This window comes from Amorphus orientalis, from assembly GCF_030814015.1.
GTDB classification, from domain to species: domain Bacteria; phylum Pseudomonadota; class Alphaproteobacteria; order Rhizobiales; family Amorphaceae; genus Amorphus; species Amorphus orientalis.
This window is the reverse complement of the sequence record NZ_JAUSUL010000002.1, coordinates 565,078-585,159: the sequence shown is the minus strand read 5'-3', so window position 1 is coordinate 585,159 and position 20,082 is coordinate 565,078. Positions and strand designations below refer to the sequence as shown.

Here is a 20,082-nt window from a genome sequence, read left to right as displayed (position 1 = left end):
TTCTCTAGGCGGCGGATACCGCCCGAACGGCGTCCGCCGCCGCCGGCTCCAGACAGCCGAGCCCCCTGAGCGAAGCGCGCACCGCATCCGGAAGCGGCGTGCGCGGCTCGGCACCAAGGGTGGCCACCAGCCGATCGTTGGTGAGCCGGACCGGCCGCTCCCAGAGATAGCGGATCTCGCCGATCTCCCGGAACAGCGGCACCGCCGGCGAGGCCAGCCGCATGAGCCGCCACGGCAGCTTCTTCACCGGGAGATCCGGATCACCGAGCACGGACCGGATCGCCTCGACCATCCGGGTGCCATCGGCATCCCAGTGCCCTTCCATGTGGAAGGCGGCGAAGTCGTCGAGACCATCGCGTTCCGCGAGCCGGACCATCGTTTCCGCCACGTCGGGAATGTAGGCCCACTGGTGGCCGACGCCCGTTCGTCCGGGATAGGTGATCGCCTTCGGGCGGCGACCGGGCGTGACCATCACCTGACCGAACCAGTTGTTGCGCGCCCGGGGACCGAAATAGTCGCCGCTGCGCACGATCAGGACCCGTGCCCGACCGTTATAGGCGGCCACCTCGAGCCGACGCTCCAGTTCCGCACGGATCCGGCCTTTCCGGGTCACCGGGTTCTGCGGCGACGTCTCTTGCGGAGCATCCAGCGCGTCTGGGCCATAGTTGTAGACCGTTCCCGGCAGCAGGATGCGCGCGCGGGTCTCGGCCGCGGCAGCGATCGTGTTGTTGATCATCGGCAGGACAAGCCGGCTCCAGTTGCGGTAGCCCGCCGGATTGACGGCGTGCACGATCAGGTCCGCGCCGCGGGCGGCCCGCCGCACATCGTCCGCCGCGAGGGCGTCGCCGGCGATCCATTCCAGCGGCAGCGCCCGATCCACCCGCGCCGGATCGCGGACCAGGCCCCGCACATGCCAGTCCGCCATGGCGAGCCGCGCCGCCACCTCGCCCCCGATGCCGCCGCTCGCGCCCAACACCAAAGCCGTCCGTCCGTCCATTTCGTCCTCCTGACATCGACGGAACAGCGATGGCGGATCAGGCGGCTAAACGGTATTGTCGTTATTCGTGCCCTTGATATACGGAAATATATGAGCACTGAACCGAGCTGGGATCTCTACCGGACCTTCGCCGCCGTTCTCAGGGAAGGCTCGCTCTCGGGAGCGGCACGGGCGCTCGGTCTCACCCAGCCGACGGTGGCGCGGCACATCGATGCGCTCGAAGCCTCGCTGGGCGCCGCCCTCTTCGTGCGGACCCAGCGCGGCCTGTCCCCGACCGATCTGGCGCTCGAACTCGCGCCCTATGCGGAGCTGCTCGGCTCGACGTCTGCCGCCCTTCTGCGCACCGCGCACGGCGGCAGTGACGACGTCTCCGGCACGGTGCGCATCAGCGCCAGCGAGGTGGTCGGGATGGAGCACCTGCCCGGGATCCTGACACGGATCCGCCGCGCCCATCCCCGGCTGACACTGGAACTGTCGCTGTCGAACACGGTGGACGATCTGGCCCAGCGCAAGGCGGACGTGGCCGTGCGCATGGTCCGGCCGACCCAGCAGGCGCTGGTCGCCCGGCGCATCGGAACGCTGGCGCTGGGCCTGCACGCCCACAAGGCCTATCTGGCCGATCGCACGCCGCCGCGGACGCTCGCCGATCTCCGCGACCACGACCTGATCGGCTACGACGTGGAGACCCCGGCAATCCGGGGCATCGTGGAGCGCTTTCCCGAACTCTCGCGGTCGGCATTCGCGTTCCGGGCTGACAACGACGTGGCGCAGCTGGCCGCGATCCGCGCCGGCTTCGGCATCGGGGTCTGCCAGTGCGCGGTCGCGCGCCGGGATCCGGAGCTGGTGCACCTTCTCCCCGACGCGCTCTCGATCGATCTCGAGGTCTGGGTGGTCATGCACGAGGACCTGCGCACAAGCGCGCGCTGCCGCGCCGTGTTCGACGGGCTCGTCGACGGCCTGGGCGCGATCGTGGACCGGAGGTGACGCCGCTCAGACGGGCCTGATCAGGCCGGGATCGGCTCCGCGCCGCCGGCTTCCGTTGCAAGCCACGCCTCGCCGCAGGCCCGGGCCAGCGCCCGCACCCGCAGGATGTAGCTCTGCCGCTCTGTCACCGAGATCACGCCGCGCGCATCAAGCAGATTGAACAGGTGGCTCGCCTTGATGCACTGGTCGTAGGCGGGCTGGGCCATCAGGTGGCGGCGGCTGTCGCCCTCCCCGGTCCAGCCGGCGGCGACGAGCGCATGGCACTCCTCCTCGGCGTCGCGGAAATGCTGCAGCAGCTTCTCCGTGTCGGCGTGCTCGAAATTGTGCCGGGAATATTCCCGCTCGGCCTGCAGGAAGACGTCGCCGTAGGTGGTCCGCTCGGCGCCGTCGCGGCCGTTGAAGTTGATGTCTCGGAAATTGTCGACGCCCTGCACGTACATGGCGAGGCGCTCCAGACCGTAGGTCAGTTCGCCGGCCACCGGGGCGCACTCGAAGCCCGCCACCTGCTGGAAATAGGTGAACTGGGAGACTTCCATCCCGTCGCACCAGCACTCCCAGCCGAGCCCCCAGGCGCCGAGCGTCGGGCTTTCCCAGTCGTCCTCCACGAACCGCACGTCGTGGAGCGCCATGTCGACGCCGATCGCCTCCAGGCTGGCCAGATAGAGCGCCTGCAGGTCCGGCGGGCTCGGCTTCAGGATCACCTGGAACTGGTAGTAGTGCTGATAGCGGTTCGGGTTCTCGCCGTAGCGCCCGTCGGTGGGCCGCCGGGACGGCTGCACATAGGCCGCCTTCCAGGGCCGCGGACCCAGCGCGCGGAGCGTGGTCGCCGGATGGAATGTGCCGGCGCCGACCTCCATGTCGTAGGGCTGCAGCACGACGCAGCCCTGTGCCGCCCAGAACTGCTGCAGCGTCAGGATCAGCCCCTGGAACGAGGTGCGGGGCGACAGGGGATCGGTGTCGGGCTTGTCGGTCATCGGCTGCTTTCGGTCGGTCGCTTGCGCCGGCGGAGCCGACGGCTGTGTCGGCCCGGTGTATTCCAGCCGGCCCCGCCGCGGTCAAGCGTGTGACCATCATCACGGCCGGTCGCATTGGGCGTGGCCTGCGTCACAGACCTGCTGCCTGGCCCCGGCCTGCCTCTTTGGAGCCGATCCTGCGCGTCCAATCTCCCTGGTGTCGGCGCGTGACGCCCGACCGAGCGGGAGACGAGAAGATGACGCAGGAAACGATCGTGGCCGTCACCCTGCCCTTGCTGGGATCCTTCGGCAAAGGCCGCAGAGCCGCCTTTTCCTCACGCCATCTCGCGGTTCGGTCCCGGCCGGACATCCGCCTTCCCTCTGACGGGTCGTTCGCACCGACCGCTCCGCCGCAGGCAGACGCGGCCGGGCGCACCAATTCAGACAGAGGAGAACACCATGTCGACCCCTAAGCGCTTCACCCTCGTCGGGGCCGGTCTCGTGGCCGGCGCCCTCCTGTTCGGCGCGACCACCGCGCTCGCCCAGTCCACCGGAGGAAACGGCGGACGCGGAGGCAACGGAGGTGCCACTGCCGGTGCCAGCGCCGGCACCGGTGGTGGCGCACCGGTCATCGTGTGCACCGGCTGTGCCGATCCCAACAGCTACATCGAACGCGGCGGCGGAGGCACCGGCGGCGGTGCCTACAGTGGCAAGGGCGGAGGCGGTCCGGGCAAGGTCACGAGCGTGAAGCCCATCCGGCCGGTCAAGCCGGTCCGGCCGAGGGCCCCGCGCACGCGCCTGTCGGAGACCGACCCGTGCTACCGGACCTACGACTATCTGCCCAACGGAGCGGTGGTGGTCTACCGCAAGTGCAACGGGGTGGTCCGGCCCCTGCGGTGACGGATGGAGATCGATGCCGGAGAGCAAACAGCAAGGAAGTCGGGCGGCCCCAGGCCTTCAACCGCCCGCTTCGCACCTTGCCGCGGGTTCTGCGATGGTCCCGCCTTGGAGCAAGGGCAGGCCTACTGGCCGATCCGCTCCGGGCGATAGATGCCTGTCTCCGGATCCTGCTGGAGCCGCCGGCCGCGTTCCGCATCGTCGGCGCGCGCGGGACGCATGCGCTTGTCGACACGCGCCATTTCGCGTTTCATCCACCGCGAGCCCACATAGGCCGCGCCGGCCGCCAGTGCCAAGAACACCAGTTGAGGCATCCCGATCTCCCATTGACCGCGCGAGATCCGTCGCGCCGAACATTCGATATAGGATCAGCGCCCGGCCCCGCCAATGCGGCGCGCGCTACAAACCGTACCGGGCCCAGAGCGCGCGTTCCTCCAGCGTGGAGACGATGTCGCGGCCGAGCCCGGAGGTATCGGGAAACGAAACGCCGGGGGGCGGCCGCCGGAACGGCATGGAACGCGGCGCCGACACCACCTTGAGGATCGTCTCGTCGCCATAGCGTTCCCTGATCAGGGTGCGGGCATCGCCGATGCCGTCGGCAAGGCCGAGCGAAACCGCCGTGCGTCCGGTCCAGAACAGCCCGGAGAAGACATCGTCGTCGTCGGACAGGAGATCGCCCCGGCGCGCCTTGACCAGATCGCGGAATTCGGCGTGGACCTCTTCCTGCAGATTGAGGAGATGGGCGATGTCCTCCTCGCGCTCGGGCTTGAAGGGATCGAGGATCGCCTTGCGGTCACCGGACGTGTAGACCCGCCGCTCGATGCCGAGCTTGTCGATCAGCCCGACGAACCCGAAGCCCTGAGAGACGACGCCGATCGAGCCGACGATGGAGCTCTGATCGACATAGATCTCGTCGCCCGCCGCCGCGATCATGTAGCCGCCGGAGGCGCAGACGTCCTCGACGAAGACCAGGACGCGTTTTTCCTTCTCTTCCGCCAGCGCCCGAATGCGCTTGTAGATCAGATGCGACTGCACCGGCGAGCCGCCGGGCGAATTGATCAGGATGGCCACCGCCGGCGCGCGTTTTATCGAGAAGGCACGCTCCAGCACGTGCGCCAGGCTCGCCATCGTCACCCCTGGCCGCAGCGGCGTGGACAGGCCTATCGCCCCGGACACCCGGACGATGGGAACCACCGGAACCTTGCGGGACCATCTTTTGGGGAGAAGAGCGCGGACGCTGTCGAGCACGATAGGACCTTTCGGCATGGGCGCGGCAAAAGCCGTCTGCAATGGCCCAGATATGAGAAGGAGCGCGCATCAGGACAATGCGCGCTCCCCCGATCCTTGCAGATTCGGTGCTCGATCGAGCACCGAATTCGATCGCAGCTAGTGGTAGCCCTCGCCCGGCTGCAGCTTGCCCCGGAACGTCCAGTACACGAACGCCGTGTACAGAAGGATGATCGGCAACATCACCAGCACCCCGAACAGGGTGAAGAGCTGGCTGGCGGGCACCGCGGCCGTGTCCCAGACGGTCAGCGTCGGCGGGACCATGTACGGGAAGGTCGAGATCCCGAGGCCGAGGAAGCACAGCAGGAACAGCGCCACCGACGCCGCGAAGGCGCTGAGCGGATGGTGCCCATCGATCTTTCGCATCGCGAACAGGGCGACGAGCGCAGTCACCACCGGCACCAGCCACAGGACGTAGATGTTCGGCGCCGAGAACCAGCGATCGGCGATGTGCGGATGGATCAGCGGCGTCCAGATCGACACGGCCACGATGAACGCGAGAAGCAGAACCAGCGCGGGAAAGGCCCACTTGCGGGCCCTGTCGGCGACGCCGCCCTCGATGCGGACCATCAGCCAGGTGGAGCCGAGCAGTGCGTAGCCGACGATCATCCCGAAGCCGCACATGATGCCGAAAGGCGACAGGAAGTCGAACGGACCGCCGGCGAACTTGCCGTCGACCACGTCGATGCCGCTGAGGACCCCGCCGAGAACGAGGCCCTGGCAGAACGCCGCGACGATGGATCCGGCCGCGAAGGCGAAGTCCCACAGGCGGTGATGCGGCTTCGACACGAAGCGGAACTCGAACGCGACACCCCGGAATATCAGCCCCAGGAGCATCAGGATCACCGGGATATACATCGCCGGCATGATGATCGCGTAGGCGCTGGGAAAGGCGACCCACAGCCCGCCGCCGCCGAGGATGAGCCAGGTCTCGTTGCCGTCCCAGAACGGGGCGACCGAGTTCATCATGTGGTCGCGTTCGGCCTCCGACTTGCCGAAGGGAAAGAGGATCCCGACGCCGAGATCGAACCCGTCGAGGAGCACGTAGAGGGTGATGGCGGTGCCGATCAACCCTCCCCAGATCACCGGAAGATAGTGTTCCATCGTCTTACTCCCCTGGCTGGATCGCGTCGCGGCCGGCGTCGTGGGCGAAGGAGATCGGCCGGCGGGCCGAGCTTTCGGACGAGCCTTCGCCGGTCGGCTCCGGACCGCGCCGAAGGAGCCGGTTGATGTAGTAGATGCCGAACGAGAACACGATCCCGTAGACGATGACGAACAGTGCCAGCGTCGTCGCCACGGAACCGCCCGGCACCGGCGACACCGCGTCGGCGGTTCTCAGCACCCCGTGCACCACCCAGGGCTGTCGTCCGATCTCAGTTGTGTACCAGCCGGCGACGATCGCCAGGAAGCCGATCGGCCACATATAGGAGACGGTCTTCAGGTAGAGACCGGTGGAGAAGAGACGCCGCCGCCACCACAGCACCGCGCCGACCACCACCGTCGCCAGCATGATCAGACCGAGCCCGACCATGATGCGGAACGAAAAGAAGACGGGCGCGACCGGCGGCCGGTCTTCCGCCGGAACGTCCTTCAGGCCCGGGAACTTGCCGTCCCACGTGCGGGTGATCAGCATGCTCGCCACGTGCGGGATGGTGATGGCGAAGTCGTTGGATTCCGTCTCCTCGTTCGGCCACGCGAACAACACGAACGGAACCGGCGATTCGTTGCCGTCCCAATGGGCCTCCATGGCGGCCACCTTGGTCGGCTGGTACTCGGCGACCTTCATGCCGCTCTGATCGCCGAACTCCATCTGCAGCGGAACCAGCACGATCAGGAGACCCAGCGCCATCTTGATCATCGTCTCGGCGTGATCGATGTGGCGCCCCTGCAGCCAGTAGCGCGCCCCCGCGGCCAGCACCACGAAGGCCGTGGTGATGTAGGCCGCCGTCAGCATGTGGGCGAACCGGGTCGGGAACGTCGGTGAGAAGATGATCTCAAGCCAGTCTTCCGGCACCGCTACGCCGTTCTGCATGGAGTAGCCGACTGGATACTGCATCCAGGAGTTCGCCGAAAGGATCCAGAAGGCGGACATCGCGGTTCCGAGCGCGACCAGCACCGACGCGGTGAAGTGCAGCCACGGCGGAACCCGGTTCCAGCCGAACAGCATGATGCCGAGGAACGTGGCCTCGAGGAAGAAGGCGGTCAGAACCTCGTAGCCGATCAGCGGAGCGACCACGTTGCCGACCACGCGGGAATATTCGCTCCAGTTTGTGCCGAACTGGTAGCTGAGGACCACGCCGGAGACGACGCCCATGCCGAACGACACGGCGAAGATCTTCGTCCAGAAACGAGCAAGCTTATGGTAGCGCTCGTTTTTCGACCACAGCCACATCCCTTCGAGCGTGGCGATCCAGGCGGCCAGACCAATCGTGAAGGAAGGGAAGATGATGTGAAACGTGACTGTGAAGGCGAACTGGATTCGCGAGAGCAAGACGGGATCAAAATCCATCGTCACAGGTCCTCCTGAAACAGGCCGCCACGATATTCATGTCGGAAGCGACTTGCATTGATCTGGATCGAGTGCTCCTCCGACCGGCCCCGGACCGTCGTCGGCATGCCCACCCGGATACAGCCATCGTGCTCAACGGACGATATGTGGAATCGTCCTAGAGGCAATTTGTAGCGCTCGTGCGACACGATCTGCGCCTCGGATCTTCCCCTCATTCAGCCCCCTCAAGGCGATTGCGGATGGCGAGAAAGTCGCGCCAGGCAAGACGTTTCTGTGCCGGCTGCCGCAGCAGATAGGCCGGGTGCAGGGTCGCCATGCAGGCGATCTCGCGGCCGCCGGCGCGATAGGTCGACCACTTGCCACGGGCGCGCAGGATGCCCTCGGTGGAACCGGTGATCGCCTTCGCGGCCGCCCCGCCCAGAAAGACGAGCACGTCCGGCTCGGCCAGCTCGATCTGGCGCGCGATGAAGGGCTTGCAGATTTCCGTTTCCAGCGGGCTCGGGGTGCGATTGCCGGGCGGCCGCCATGGTACGACGTTGGCGATGTAGGCGGTGGAGCGGTCGAGGCCGATGGCCGCCAGCATCCTGTCGAGCAGCTGGCCGGAGCGGCCCACGAACGGCTTGCCCTGGGCGTCCTCCTCCCGCCCCGGCGCCTCACCGATCAGCATCAGTCGACCGGCCGGATTGCCGTCGGAAAAGACGAGTTGGCGGGCCGTCTGCCTCAGAGCGCAGCCCTCGAACTGGTCCAGAATCCGGTGAAGGTCCTCCAGCGTGGCCGCTCGCGCCGCCTCGGCCCGGGCCTGCATCACCTCGTCCACCTCGCTCCCGCGCGACCGCTCTCCCGATACGGAAGGCGCGGCGAGCGGTGCGGCCGGCGGTGCTTCTCCCGCCGGCAAGCGGGTTGGCGAGCGCCGATCGATGGAGGGTGCGGCGGGGCTCGGCGCACGGAAGCGATCGACCGGCGCATCGAGGACAACGGCATCGACGCCGATGGCCTCATACCATCCGAACAGCGCCTCGAGCGCTTTCCGATCCACGCCAGCCCCGTCGATCAAACCTTCGCCTCCGCGCTTCGTCGCAGAACCAGAATGCGCCAGAAGCATTATCCACGTCGACCCCAAGCCGCAGTGTTCACGGCACAAAGGGGTGATGCAAGTATCCTGGAACTGCTATCAATTCAGTGTGCGCCGCCAGAGCGTGAACAGACAGAGGATGGGTATGAGCGAGAGTGACGCAGCCGTCGAACGCGAAAGCATGGAGTACGACGTGGTCATCGTGGGCGCAGGGCCGGCCGGCCTGTCCGCGGCGATCCGTCTGCGACAGCTCGCCGAGGAATCCGGATCCGAACTCTCCGTGGTCGTACTCGAAAAAGGGTCCGAAGTCGGCGCCCACATCCTCTCCGGCGCGGTCATCGATCCGATCGGCCTCGACAGGCTGCTGCCCGAGTGGCGCAACGAAGATACCCCCATCAAGACGGCCGTGACCGACGACCATTTCCTGTATCTCGGTCCAAGTGGCAGCGTCCGGCTGCCCAACATGTTCATGCCCGGGCTGATGTCGAACCACGGCAACTACGTGGTTTCGCTGGGCAATGTGTGCCGCTGGCTGGGCGAAAAGGCGGAAGCGCTCGGCGTGGAAATCTATCCGGGTTTCGCCGCCGCGGAGCTTCTCTATGACGACGCCGGAGCCGTCGTCGGCGTGGCGACCGGCGACATGGGCATCGGCAAGGACGGCGACCGCAAGGCCAGCTACACGCCCGGCATGGAGCTGCGCGGCAAGTACGTGCTGATCGCCGAAGGCGTGCGCGGGTCGCTGGCGAAGATGGCGATCTCCAAGTTCGACCTGGATGAAGGCCGGGACCCGCCGAAATTCGGCATCGGACTCAAGGAACTCTGGCAGATCGCCCCCGAAAAGCACCGCCAGGGCCTCGTCCAGCATTCGTTCGGCTGGCCGCTTGGCAACAAGACCGGCGGCGGGTCGTTTCTCTATCACCTCGAAGACAATCAGGTCGCCGTGGGCTTCGTGGTTCACCTGAACTACGAGAACCCGTACCTGAACCCGTTCGAGGAGTTTCAGCGCTTCAAGACCCATCCGGCGATCGCGGAAACCTTCGAGGGCGGCAAGCGCCTGTCCTACGGCGCCCGGGCCATCACCGAGGGCGGATACCAGTCGGTGCCCAAGCTCACCTTCCCCGGCGGCGCCCTGATCGGCTGCTCGGCCGGCTTCGTGAACGTGCCGCGCATCAAGGGCTCCCACAACGCGATGCTGTCGGGAATGCTGGCGGCCGAACACGTGCATTCGGCACTGGCCGAGGGCCGCGCCAACGACGAGATCGAGGGCTACGACGCGGCCTGGCGCAGCTCGGAGATCGGCAAGGATCTGTGGCGGGTCCGCAACGTGAAACCGCTGTGGTCCCGCTTCGGCACGGCGGTCGGCGTGGCGCTCGGCGGCCTGGACATGTGGATGCAGTCACTGATCGGGGTGTCCCCGTTCGGCACCCTGTCCCACGGCAAGACCGACGCCGCCTCCACCAGGCCGGCGGAGGAGTGCAAGCCGATCACCTATCCCAAGCCGGACGGCGTGATCTCGTTCGACCGTCTGTCGTCGGTCTTCTTGTCCAACACCAATCACGAGGAAGACCAGCCGACCCACCTCAAGGTGCAGGACATGGCGCTGCAGAAGGAGTCGGAGTGGAAGACCTATGCCGGCCCGTCTCAGCGCTACTGCCCGGCCGGCGTGTACGAATGGGTCGATCAGGACAGCGATCCGCGCTTCGTGATCAACGCGCAGAACTGCGTCCACTGCAAGACGTGCGACATCAAGGACCCGAACCAGAACATTGTCTGGACCGTGCCGGAAGGCGGCGGCGGACCGAACTACCCGAACATGTAGGCGGAAACGAAAACGGGCCGTCCGGCTGGACGGCCCGTTCGATCGATCACCGGATGGGAATGCCCTTAAATCCGGCAAAGTCGTTATTTTTCAAATATATATACTGACAAATTGAAGTGCCGGGTGAGGTGCGAAGCCGGGGCCGGGCATTTCGTGCTAAGGCTCGTCAGGCCTGGCGTTCGGGCACGCGGACGACGAGTCCATTCAGCTCGTCCGACACCCTGATCTGGCACGACAGGCGCGAATTCGGCTGCACGTCGTAGGCGAAATCCAGCATGTCCTCCTCCATTTCGGAGGGCGACCCGGTCTTCTCCGTCCAGGCCTCGTCCACGTAGACGTGACAGGTCGCGCACGCGCACGCGCCGCCGCACTCGGCCTCGATACCGGGCACCATGTTGCGCACGGCGTTCTCCATCACCGTGGATCCGGGTTCCGCGTTGACCTCGAAGGTCTCGTCGTCTGCGGTAATGTAAGTGATCTTCGCCATCTGATCCCAATTTCGAACTGTTATCGAAACGTCCCGCCCGACATATCGAGTTGCCACCCCACGTCAAGTCCGGGCGACTTGAATAGCCGCGCCATGTTGCCGCCGCATTTTCGCCAGCGGTCCGTCTCACTCGCCGCGAACATTAACCATAGACCCCTGTCTACTCAGGTCGTTTCCTTGTTCCGGACCTCCGGATATGCGATTACCAAATTATTAAGAATTCCCGTTTCACGCGACGATCGGGTGATTTGCGAACAGTCTTGAGCCGGCCCGACGAACCACTTCGATCGGGCTTCGGCGATGCCGGAACCGACCCGGTTCACCGATGACGCGTGGGGTGGGAAGCGCCGAGAGGCATTCCGGACCTGCGGCCCGAGTAGTGGGCAGCCGGTTGACCCGATGAGTACAGCGTACGGACGCGAGGCGACAAGACACCATGGCCACGCAATCTTCGAAGGCGAACGATCCCGCTGAGGCTGCCCTTTCCGCCGTGGAAGAGGCACTCTTCGATTTGGGCCAGACGTCGGGTGACACCCGCAAGCCCAAGAGCAAAAAGTCGGAATCGGACTTCTCCGATGCGATCGAAGCGGAGATGGCGGCCGCTCTGGAGGCGATGAGCCAGAAAGAGCAGTCGTCCGCAAACGCCGACGCGGAGCTTGAGGACAGCGAACCGGAAGCCGAGCCGGAGCCCGCCAAGCCGCGCCGGCGTGGCCTCACCCGGCCGAGTTCCGCCGCCAATGACGACCGCCACGACGCGCGCCTCGCCCTCGCCGCGTCCCAGCGTCCGTCCAACTGGCCGATCGGGATCGCCGCGCTGATGAGCGTCGTCTGGGTCGGTGCCGGGATCGCCATCGCCTCGCAGCAGGTCTCCGGCGCATTCGCAAGCCCAGAAGCCTTCACCGCTTTCGCCGGCACCACCGAGTTCCTGGTTCTGCTGGCGCTGCTCGGCATTCCGGTCCTGATGTTCTTCGCCATCGGCTACATGGTGCGCCGTGGCCAGGAGTTCCGGCTGGCGGCGCGCTCCATGACCGACGTCGCACTAAAGCTCGCCGAGCCCGAGACCAACATGTCGGAAGGCATGGTGACGGTTGGCCAGACCATCCGCCGCGAGGTCGCGGCGATGGGCGACGGCATCGAACGCGCGCTTGCCCGGGCCAGTGAACTGGAAGTCCTCGTCAAGCGCGAGGTTTCCGCCCTGGAGCGGACCTATGGCGAGCACGAGGTCACGATCCGCAACCTGATCAACGAGCTGGTCAACGAGCGCCAGGAAGTGGCCAACAACGCCAACCAGCTCAAGTCGCAGCTCGACCTGAGCCAGTCGACGCTGACGGAAACGCTGCAGTCGCTGGTGGGCGACGTGCGCGGCGAAGTCGATACCGCCCGTGACAGCCTCACCCAGTCGCTCACCTCCGCCGGCGACCAGGTGGTGGCGTCCATCGGTGCGCGCTTCGAGGCGCTCGACGCCTCGCTGCAGGCGACCAACGAAAAGGTGGGCCAGCAGCTCGACAGCGCCACCGCCCGCTTCACCGGGACCGTGGACGAGCGGCTCGGCGCCCTCGATGACGCCGTCAACACCGCCAGCATGCGTCTGTCCGAGACGGTGTCGCAGCGCTACGACGCGCTCAACGCGACCCTCTCCACCGCCCACGAGCAGGTGGTCGGTGCGATCGACGGCGCCTCGGTCCAGTTCTCCGACACCGTCAACGAACGGCTGGGCAGCTTCAACGCCCTGTTCGAGACCTCCCGCGACGACGTCGTGGGAGCGATCGACGGCGCCTCCACCCAGTTCTCCAACGCCGTCTACGACCGCCTCGGCAGCTTCAACACGCTGGTCGAAACCTCGCGCACCGAGATCGTCGGCGCGGTCGATGGCGCGTCCACCCAGTTGTCCGACCTGGTCGGCGACCGGCTCGGCGCGCTCAACACGCTCTTCGAGACCTCCAGCGAGCGGATGGCGTCGGTCTTCGATCAGCGCTCCAGCAGCCTGCACGAGGCCCTCACCTCCGCCGAACACCGGGTTACGGCGGCGATCGACAGCGCCGACGGCCGGTTCACGGCGATGTTCGACGACCGGATGGAAGCCTTCGAGCAGTCGGTCGGCCAGGCCAGCGAACGGATCGCGTCCAGCTTCGACGAACGCTTCACCAACCTGCACGAGATGCTGTTCACCACCGAGGACCGGGTCACCACCGCCATCGAGGAGGCCGGCGGCCGCCTGACCACCACGGTGGACGGCCATCTGGAGCGCTTCGACCAGACCCTGGTCGGGGCCGCGGAGCGTGTCACCACGGGCGTGGACGAGCGCTCGGAAGCGCTGATGCTGTCGCTGGATACGGCCCACGAGCGCATCACCGCCTCCCTCGACGGCGCGAGCGCCCAGCTCTCCGGCACCATCGACGACCGCCTGTCCGCGGTGGACAACACCGTCGCCGTCGCCGGCGAGCGCCTCAGCCAAACCATCGAGGAGCGCCTGTCGGCCATCGACACCGCCATCCTCGGCACTGCCGGCCGCTTCACCGTCGAACTCGACGAGCGGCTGTCCGGCCTGGAGACCAATCTCAGCGAGGTCACCGAGCGGATCGTTCTCGGCTTCGAGGAGCGCGCGACGTCCGTCGACACCGCCCTCACCGAGACCGCGACCCGGCTGGTGTCGTCCATCGACGGCAAGGTCACCGATCTCCACTACGCCCTCAGCGACACCGGCGAGCGCCTGCTCGGAACCATCGGTGCGGCCAACGACGCCCTCGGCGACAGCGTCGACAGCCGGATGGCGGAGATCGAAGGCACCCTCTCCTCGCTCACCGAGCGGGCTGCCGAGGTCATCGACCAGCGCTCGACCGAGTTCGCCAGCACCATCGAGGCCCAGATCGCCAGCGCCGACGAACTCCTGTCGGGTCGGCGCGAACTGCTGGAATCCTCGTTCGAGGCCCGCAACCGCGAACTGCAGGAAACCCTGGAAACGGCCGTCACCGCGTTCGACAGCCAGCTCAGCACCCGCAGCGAGGAAGTGGTCGGCCAGCTCTCCAGCTACGCCGAGAGCGTCACCGGCCGCTTCACCACCGAGGTCGAGCAGGTGGTCTCCGCCCTCAGCGAGACCAGCAACGCCATGATCTCGGAGTTCGCCCAGCAGTCGGAGGCCCTCGCCGGCCACCTGGACGCCAGCGCGTCGCGCCTGGACGAGAGCATCTCGGTGTCCGGATACGCGCTCGCCGAGCGGATTTCCCAGAGCGTCGAGCGCATCTACGAGACGATCTCTGTGGAAGGACGGACCCTCGACGAGACGCTGTCGACCTCGGCGGCCCACTTTGCCGAGCTGTTCTCCGAATCGACCACCACCCTCTCCAGCACCCTGGACGAGAAGACCGGTGCGTTCGAGGAGCGGGTCGGCTCCGCCGTTCAGTCGCTCACCGCGTCGCTGGACCAGCACACCTGGTCGCTCGCCGAAACCATCGAGAGCCGGACCGGCTCGTTCGAAAGCCGCGTCGAGACCGCCGTGCAGTCCGTCTCGTCCTCGCTGGAGAACCAGACCACCCTGCTCGCGGAAGCGATCGAGGGCCGCACGGGCTCCATGGAGAGCCGAGTGGAAAGCGCGGTGCGCTCTGCCTCCTCCTCGCTTGAGATCCAGACCAGCCTGATGGCGGAAGCGATCGAGAGCCGCACCGGTACGCTGGAAGAGCGGCTGGAGGCCGCGGCCCAGTCCGCCTCGTCTTCCCTGGAGGCTCAGGCCGGGCGGATCGTGGATGTCATCGAGAGCCGCACCGGCGCCCTGGAGGACCGGGTCGGCAACCTCATGCAGACCGTGACGGCATCGCTGGGCAACCAGACCGACGCCCTCGCGGAGATGCTGGAGACCCGGACCGGCTCGCTCGAGGGCCGGATCGAGACCGCGGTTCAGTCCGCCTCCTCCACTCTGGAGGCTCAGACCGACCGCATCGCGAACGTCATCGAGGACCGGACCGGAGCCCTGGAGCACCGTGTCGGCACCCTGGTGCAGACCACGACCGCCTCGCTCGGCAATCAGACCGAGGCCCTTGCGGAGACCATCGAAGGCCGGGCCGGTGCGTTCGAGGAGCGTGTCCAGGAGGCGATCTACGCCATCACCTCGTCGCTCGACGGCCACACCGGTTCCCTCGGCGAGGCTCTCGACCATCAGGCGTCCAGCTTCAACGAGCGGATCGACGGCGCCGTCCGCGCCATCACCTCCACGCTCGGCTACCACACCACCGAGCTCGCCGAGACCCTGGAGGGGCATGCGGGCTCGCTGGAAGGCCGGATCGGCGACATGGTCCACAACGCGTCCGCCACGCTCGGCACGCGTACGGCCGAACTCGGCGAGACGCTGGCGACCGCCGGTGCGGAAATCTCCCGCGCCATCGGCCAGCGCGGCGCCAAGGTGGCCGAGGAGATCACCAAGAGCGCCGGCGCGGTCGCCGAACGTCTGGAAACCCAGGGCGAGCAGATCCGCACCCATGTGGACCAGAATGTCGGCCGTCTCGACGAGGTGCTGTCCTCGCACGAAGGTCACATCCGCTCGACGGTGGACCGCAGCGTGTCGCGCCTGGACGAAGTGCTCACCTCGCGTCACGGCGAGATGCGCGCCTCCGTCGACGACAGCATGACCCGCATCAACGAGCTCCTGGCCGAGCGCAGCGACCAGATCCGTCTGGCGAGCCAGGAAACCGCCACGCGCCTCGACGAGGTCCTGTCCGGCCACTCCGAAGGCATGGAGCGCAGTCTCGGCCAGAACGTCAGCCGTCTCGACGAGCTGCTGTCGTCCCGCGGCGGCGAGCTCAACACGCGGATCGAAGGCTATATCGGCCACCTCGACTCGCTGCTGTCGAGCTCGGGCGACGGGTTCGAGGCGCGCCTCGACGCCCAGGCCCAGCGCCTCGACGACCTCCTGTCCAACCGCAGCGAGAGCCTCAACTCGGCACTGTCGAGCCAGATCGGCCACTTCGAGGAGATCCTCACCGCCCGCGCTGGCTCGGTGCAGGACCGCTTCGAGCAGCAGCTCACCGGTTTCCGGGAGCTGGTCGACGGGCGCGCCACCGAGCTGGTGGAGACCGTCGGCATCCGCGGCAAGGAGATCGACGAGGTCCTCGGACGCCGGCTCGAATCCATGGAGCAGGCGCTGGACGGCCGCATCGAGCGGCTCAGCGACACGCTGATCGAGCGTGCCCGCGACGTCGCCCGCGGCCTGAACGAAAGCCAGACGGAGATCACCGCGACCTTCCGCAGCCACCTGGAAGAGATCGACCGCCTCACCCGCGACGGCACGAGCGACATCGCCACGAGCCTCAAGCAGGAGAGCGACCGGGCTCAGAGCGTGCTGCGCGAGGCGGTTCAGACCACCGTGGAGACCTCCATCACGCCGCTTTCGGAGATCGCCGAGAAGATCTCCGCCGACGGCAACGGGCTGCAGTCGATCCTCACCGACGCCTCGCGCCGGTTCAGCGAGGAGTCAGAGGAACTCAAGCGCACGCTGCGTGAGGACCTCAGCGCGCTGGTGGGCAATCTGGAGAGCAACAACACCAGCCTCCACGAGACCCTGTCGGCGATCGGCGGCGCGATGTCGGAGGTCGAATCGGCCCTCGGCGACCAGCTCCGCCGGTTCCAGGAGAGCGTCGACGAGGCTGGCCGCACCTCCTCCCAGACCGGCGAGACCCTCGCCACTCAGACGGAGGAGCTGCGCAGCCTGACCAGTGGCGCCCTGGAGAGCCTGCAGGCGCTCCACCGCCAGATCGACGGCCAGACCAGCGGCCTGCTCGACGCCACCCGCCGCTTCGAGGCCGCCCACCAGACGGTGGAAGGCACCATGGCGGAACACCGTGCGGCCATCGAGGAGATCGCCTCGTCGCTGACGGAGAAGACGGACACCATCGACCAGACCATGAAGGGCTTCCTCGCCCGGGTCGAGCAGTCCATCTCTTCCGCCGAGAGCCGGGCGCAGGAAACCTCCACCCTGATCGAACGGACCGTGGAGCAGGCCTCCGAGAGCCTGGCCGACCAGCTCGCAGCGATTGCCTCTTCCGCGAGCGACCAGGGCAACCGGGCGCGTGAAGCCGTCCGCGAAGCCCAGTCGGCGATGTCGGAGGAGATGAGCCAATCGCTGCGCGAGATGGCGTCCCGGTTCACCAGCGCGACGGAGGACATGCGGTCCGCCGCCGAGCAGATGAAGCGGGAACTGGAAGCCACGCGCAGCGAGATGAAGCGGGGCGTCCTGGAACTGCCCGACGAGGCGATGGAGAATTCCGCCGCCATGCGCCGGGCCGTCACCGACCAGATCGAGGCCCTCAAGGAGCTCGCCAACATCGTCTCCGCCCACACCGAGCAGCCCCGCTCGGCCATCGAGGCCCGTCAGGCCCGCCGGCCGGCACGGCCGCAGGCCGAGGCTGACACGATGGCGGTCACCGACGTGTCGGACGCCGAGCCGGATGCGGTGGTGATGGAACGCGCTCCGGCGCGGACCGAGCAGCCGGCGCCGCGCCAGGCTGAAGCCGCCCGGGCCCCGGCCCCGGCACGCGCCCGTCAGGCACCGCAGCAGCGCGGCGGCGGCGGCGGTGGCCGGGATCAGCGTCCGGCCCAGCGTCTGCCCGACCCCGACGAGGGAACCGGCCAGGCGACGGGTTGGGTCGCCGATCTGCTCCGCCGCGCCTCGGCCCACGAGGACGACGATCGCGGATCCCGCGGCCGTCCGGAGGTGGAACATGAGGCCACCCCGGCGACCGAGAGCCTCGACGTCCTGTCCAACGACATGTCGCGGGCCGTGGACGAGGACACCTACCGGGAAGCCTGGCAGCGCTACAATCGCGGCGAGCGCAAGGTCTTCAGCCGCCGCCTCTACACCATGGAGGGGCAGCAGACCTTCGACGAGATCCGCCGCAAGTATCAGCGCGACCGGGATTTCCGCGAGGCTGTCGACCGGTACGTGGACGACTTCGAGCAGCTGATCTCGGAAGTCGCCCAGACCGACCGGTCGGGGTCCACCAGCCGGACCTACCTCACCTCGGAGACGGGCAAGCTCTATACCATGCTTGCCCACGCCAGCGGCCGCCTCGCCTGAGGCGCACCGCTCTGAGCCGACAAAAAAGCCCGGGAGGCCATGCCTTCCGGGCTTTTTCTTTCATAACGGCCGGGCCGCAACAACGGCCCGCCTGTCAATCATGGATCCGGTCTCAGCCGGTGATTTCGGAGCCGGAGAAGAAGAAGGCGATCTCTTCCTTGGCGGTGCCGGGCGCGTCGGAGCCGTGCACGGAATTCTCGCCGATCGATTCCGCGAACTCGGCGCGGATGGTGCCCGGATCGGCCTTGGCCGGATCGGTGGCGCCCATCACTTCGCGGTTCTTGGCGATGGCGTTCTCGCCTTCCAGCACCTGCACGACCACCGGACCGGAGGACATGAACTCGGTGAGCTCCTGGAAGAACGGGCGCTCGCTGTGGACCGCGTAGAAGGCCTCGGCGGTCTTCTTCGACATCAGGATGCGCTTCTGCGCGACGACGCGGAGGCCGGCCGATTCGAGCTTGTCGACGATCTTGCCGGTGATGTTGCGCCGGGTGGCATCCGGCTTGATCATGGAAAAGGTGCGTTCGAGCGCCATGGGATCAGATCCTTCAGGGATGGAATGGGGCGAATGGTCCGGTCAGGACCGATCCGCGCTGCTATAGCTGTGGGCGGGAAGAAGCTGCAACCCCTCCGGTCGCGCTTTGCCGCGAAGTCAGGCGGCAGCGGCCGCCGAACGCCCGATGCCGCCGTAAAGATCCAGGCAGCCCTCGAACCAGGGACGGATCGGATCGTCGTCCGCAAGGATCTGCAACGGACTTGCGATCCGCGCCCACTGCAACGTGCCGAACAGGATGAAATCGGCGAAAAGCGGCGTTATTCCAGATAGATAGGGTTGGCGGGCGAGCGTCTGGCGGGCCGGTTCGAGCTTGGCCCGCAACGTTTCCAGCCGCTCCTCGCGGCCTTCCTGAACCTCTTCCAGCCGGGCGCCGAAGCGCTTTTCCCGGGTTTCGCGGAAATAGGGTTCATCGTCCGGCTGAAGGACGCCGTGAATGTCGGCGACGATCATACGAACCAGGGTCGCGTTGATCTCGAGAACGGACCACTTGTCCACGAACCGGGACAGCCCCAGCCCGGCCGCTCCGCCGAAGAGCGAGGGCAGCTCGGGATAGGTCGTCTCCAGATAGACGGCGATATCGAAGGAATCGCGCACGATGCGCCCGTCGTCCTCGATCACCGGCACGCTGGTCTGCGCCCCGTCGCAGATGTCGCGGATCTGGCGGAACGGGACCGGCCGGGTCTCGAACGGCAGGCCCTTGTGCGCCAGGGCCATCTTGACCCGCCAGCAATAGGGCGAAAAGCGCCGGTCATCGGCCCCGCACAGATCGTAAAGAACGATGCTCATCTCCACTCCCGTTCTCATGGCTGTCAGGTGGAGCCATGCGTTTTGTCGATATTGAGGGCACCCGGACGTCAGATTAGAAACAGGCGAGACACGCGGAAGGGGGACACGACATGCAGCACCATTTTGGGATGATGGCCGGCTACAACGCGTGGTGCAATGACCGGCTTTACGAGGCCGCCGCCGCCATCTCCGACGAGAACTACCGGGCGGACCAGGGCGCGTTCTTCAAGTCGGTCCACGGCACGCTCAATCATATTCTTGTGGCCGACCGGATCTGGCTCAACCGCTTTACCGGCGACGGTCCGTCGCCGTCCTCCCTCGACGAGATCCTGTTCGAGGAGTTCGACGCGCTGCGCTCCGCCCGTCGGGCCGAGGACACGCGGATCGTCCGCTTCGTTGACGGTCTTTCCGACCAGGCGCTGGCCGACAATTTCCACTACCGGCCGATGACCGACCCCTCCCGGCAGGTCTCGCAGCCGCTTGCCCCGGCCCTGATCCACTTCTTCAACCACCAGACGCACCACCGCGGCCAGGTCCACGCGCTGCTGACACGGACCGTCGGGACGGCCCCGTCGCTCGATCTGATCTACTATCAGCGCGAGACCGGTATCGGGCTGGCCTGATCCGCGTCGAAGACCGGTTGCCGAGGCCTGATTTTCACGGCACAACCCT

General features: G+C 67.0%; 15 protein-coding genes. 5 read left to right on the top strand and 10 right to left on the bottom strand.

Features of this window, described 5'->3' with window-relative positions:
• Nucleotides 1-4: 4 nt before the first annotated feature.
• Nucleotides 5-997, bottom strand: a complete 993-nt coding sequence (locus J2S73_RS10485) for an NAD-dependent epimerase/dehydratase family protein (RefSeq protein WP_306885471.1) — start codon at nt 995-997, stop codon at nt 5-7.
• A 90-nt stretch (nt 998-1,087) separates the two neighbouring features.
• On the opposite strand from J2S73_RS10485, the gene J2S73_RS10480 reads away from it, so the two are divergent.
• The gene (locus tag J2S73_RS10480) at nt 1,088-1,981 is read left to right on the top strand and encodes a LysR family transcriptional regulator (RefSeq protein WP_306885470.1); all 894 of its coding nucleotides are present in this window, start codon (nt 1,088-1,090) and stop codon (nt 1,979-1,981) included.
• A gap of 20 nt (nt 1,982-2,001) precedes the next feature.
• Here J2S73_RS10480 and J2S73_RS10475 read toward each other — a convergent pair whose 3' ends face one another.
• Complete coding sequence (locus J2S73_RS10475) at nt 2,002-2,955, bottom strand: glycine--tRNA ligase subunit alpha (protein ID WP_306885469.1); 954 nt, start codon at nt 2,953-2,955, stop codon at nt 2,002-2,004.
• 438 nt (nt 2,956-3,393) lie between these two features.
• Between J2S73_RS10475 and J2S73_RS10470 the strand changes: the two genes are divergently transcribed.
• Nucleotides 3,394-3,834: a hypothetical protein gene (locus J2S73_RS10470; RefSeq protein WP_306885468.1), complete on the top strand. Its 441-nt coding sequence runs from the start codon at nt 3,394-3,396 to the stop codon at nt 3,832-3,834.
• Between the two features lie 122 nt (nt 3,835-3,956).
• On the opposite strand, the gene J2S73_RS10465 is transcribed toward J2S73_RS10470, so the two are convergent.
• From J2S73_RS10465 to J2S73_RS10445, 5 genes are all read right to left on the bottom strand, one after another.
• Nucleotides 3,957-4,145 carry a hypothetical protein gene (locus J2S73_RS10465; protein WP_306885467.1) on the bottom strand — a complete coding sequence of 63 codons (189 nt, stop codon included), beginning with the start codon at nt 4,143-4,145 and terminating at the stop codon, nt 3,957-3,959.
• 85 nt (nt 4,146-4,230) lie between these two features.
• Complete coding sequence (locus J2S73_RS10460; RefSeq protein ID WP_306885466.1) at nt 4,231-5,079, bottom strand: S49 family peptidase; 849 nt, start codon at nt 5,077-5,079, stop codon at nt 4,231-4,233.
• A 138-nt stretch (nt 5,080-5,217) separates the two neighbouring features.
• On the bottom strand, nt 5,218-6,222 hold the full coding sequence (gene cydB / locus J2S73_RS10455; RefSeq protein ID WP_306885465.1) for a cytochrome d ubiquinol oxidase subunit II: 1,005 nt from the start codon (nt 6,220-6,222) through the stop codon (nt 5,218-5,220).
• 4 nt (nt 6,223-6,226) lie between these two features.
• Nucleotides 6,227-7,627 carry a cytochrome ubiquinol oxidase subunit I gene (locus J2S73_RS10450; protein WP_306885464.1) on the bottom strand — a complete coding sequence of 467 codons (1,401 nt, stop codon included), beginning with the start codon at nt 7,625-7,627 and terminating at the stop codon, nt 6,227-6,229.
• 211 nt (nt 7,628-7,838) lie between these two features.
• Nucleotides 7,839-8,678: a uracil-DNA glycosylase gene (locus J2S73_RS10445; protein ID WP_306886299.1), complete on the bottom strand. Its 840-nt coding sequence runs from the start codon at nt 8,676-8,678 to the stop codon at nt 7,839-7,841.
• Nucleotides 8,679-8,844: 166 nt separating this feature from the next.
• On the opposite strand from J2S73_RS10445, the gene J2S73_RS10440 reads away from it, so the two are divergent.
• Nucleotides 8,845-10,518: an electron transfer flavoprotein-ubiquinone oxidoreductase gene (locus J2S73_RS10440; RefSeq protein ID WP_306885463.1), complete on the top strand. Its 1,674-nt coding sequence runs from the start codon at nt 8,845-8,847 to the stop codon at nt 10,516-10,518.
• Between the two features lie 166 nt (nt 10,519-10,684).
• On the opposite strand, the gene J2S73_RS10435 is transcribed toward J2S73_RS10440, so the two are convergent.
• On the bottom strand, nt 10,685-11,005 hold the full coding sequence (locus J2S73_RS10435) for a 2Fe-2S iron-sulfur cluster-binding protein (RefSeq protein WP_306885462.1): 321 nt from the start codon (nt 11,003-11,005) through the stop codon (nt 10,685-10,687).
• Nucleotides 11,006-11,441: 436 nt separating this feature from the next.
• Between J2S73_RS10435 and J2S73_RS10430 the strand changes: the two genes are divergently transcribed.
• Nucleotides 11,442-18,068 (top strand): apolipoprotein A-IV repeat region-like domain-containing protein, encoded by a 6,627-nt coding sequence (locus J2S73_RS10430; RefSeq protein ID WP_306885461.1) that lies wholly within the window; start codon nt 11,442-11,444, stop codon nt 18,066-18,068.
• Nucleotides 18,069-18,180: 112 nt separating this feature from the next.
• Here J2S73_RS10430 and ndk read toward each other — a convergent pair whose 3' ends face one another.
• Both ndk and J2S73_RS10420 read right to left on the bottom strand, forming a co-directional pair.
• A complete protein-coding gene (gene ndk / locus J2S73_RS10425; RefSeq protein ID WP_306885460.1) occupies nt 18,181-18,603 on the bottom strand; it encodes a nucleoside-diphosphate kinase in 423 nt (140 codons plus the stop codon).
• 117 nt (nt 18,604-18,720) lie between these two features.
• Nucleotides 18,721-19,410, bottom strand: coding sequence for a glutathione S-transferase family protein (locus tag J2S73_RS10420; RefSeq protein ID WP_306885459.1), 690 nt, complete (start codon nt 19,408-19,410; stop codon nt 18,721-18,723).
• Nucleotides 19,411-19,520: 110 nt separating this feature from the next.
• Here J2S73_RS10420 and J2S73_RS10415 point away from each other — a divergent pair, with 110 nt between their 5' ends.
• The gene (locus J2S73_RS10415; protein ID WP_306885458.1) at nt 19,521-20,033 is read left to right on the top strand and encodes a DinB family protein; all 513 of its coding nucleotides are present in this window, start codon (nt 19,521-19,523) and stop codon (nt 20,031-20,033) included.
• The last annotated feature ends 49 nt before the right edge of the window (nt 20,034-20,082 follow it).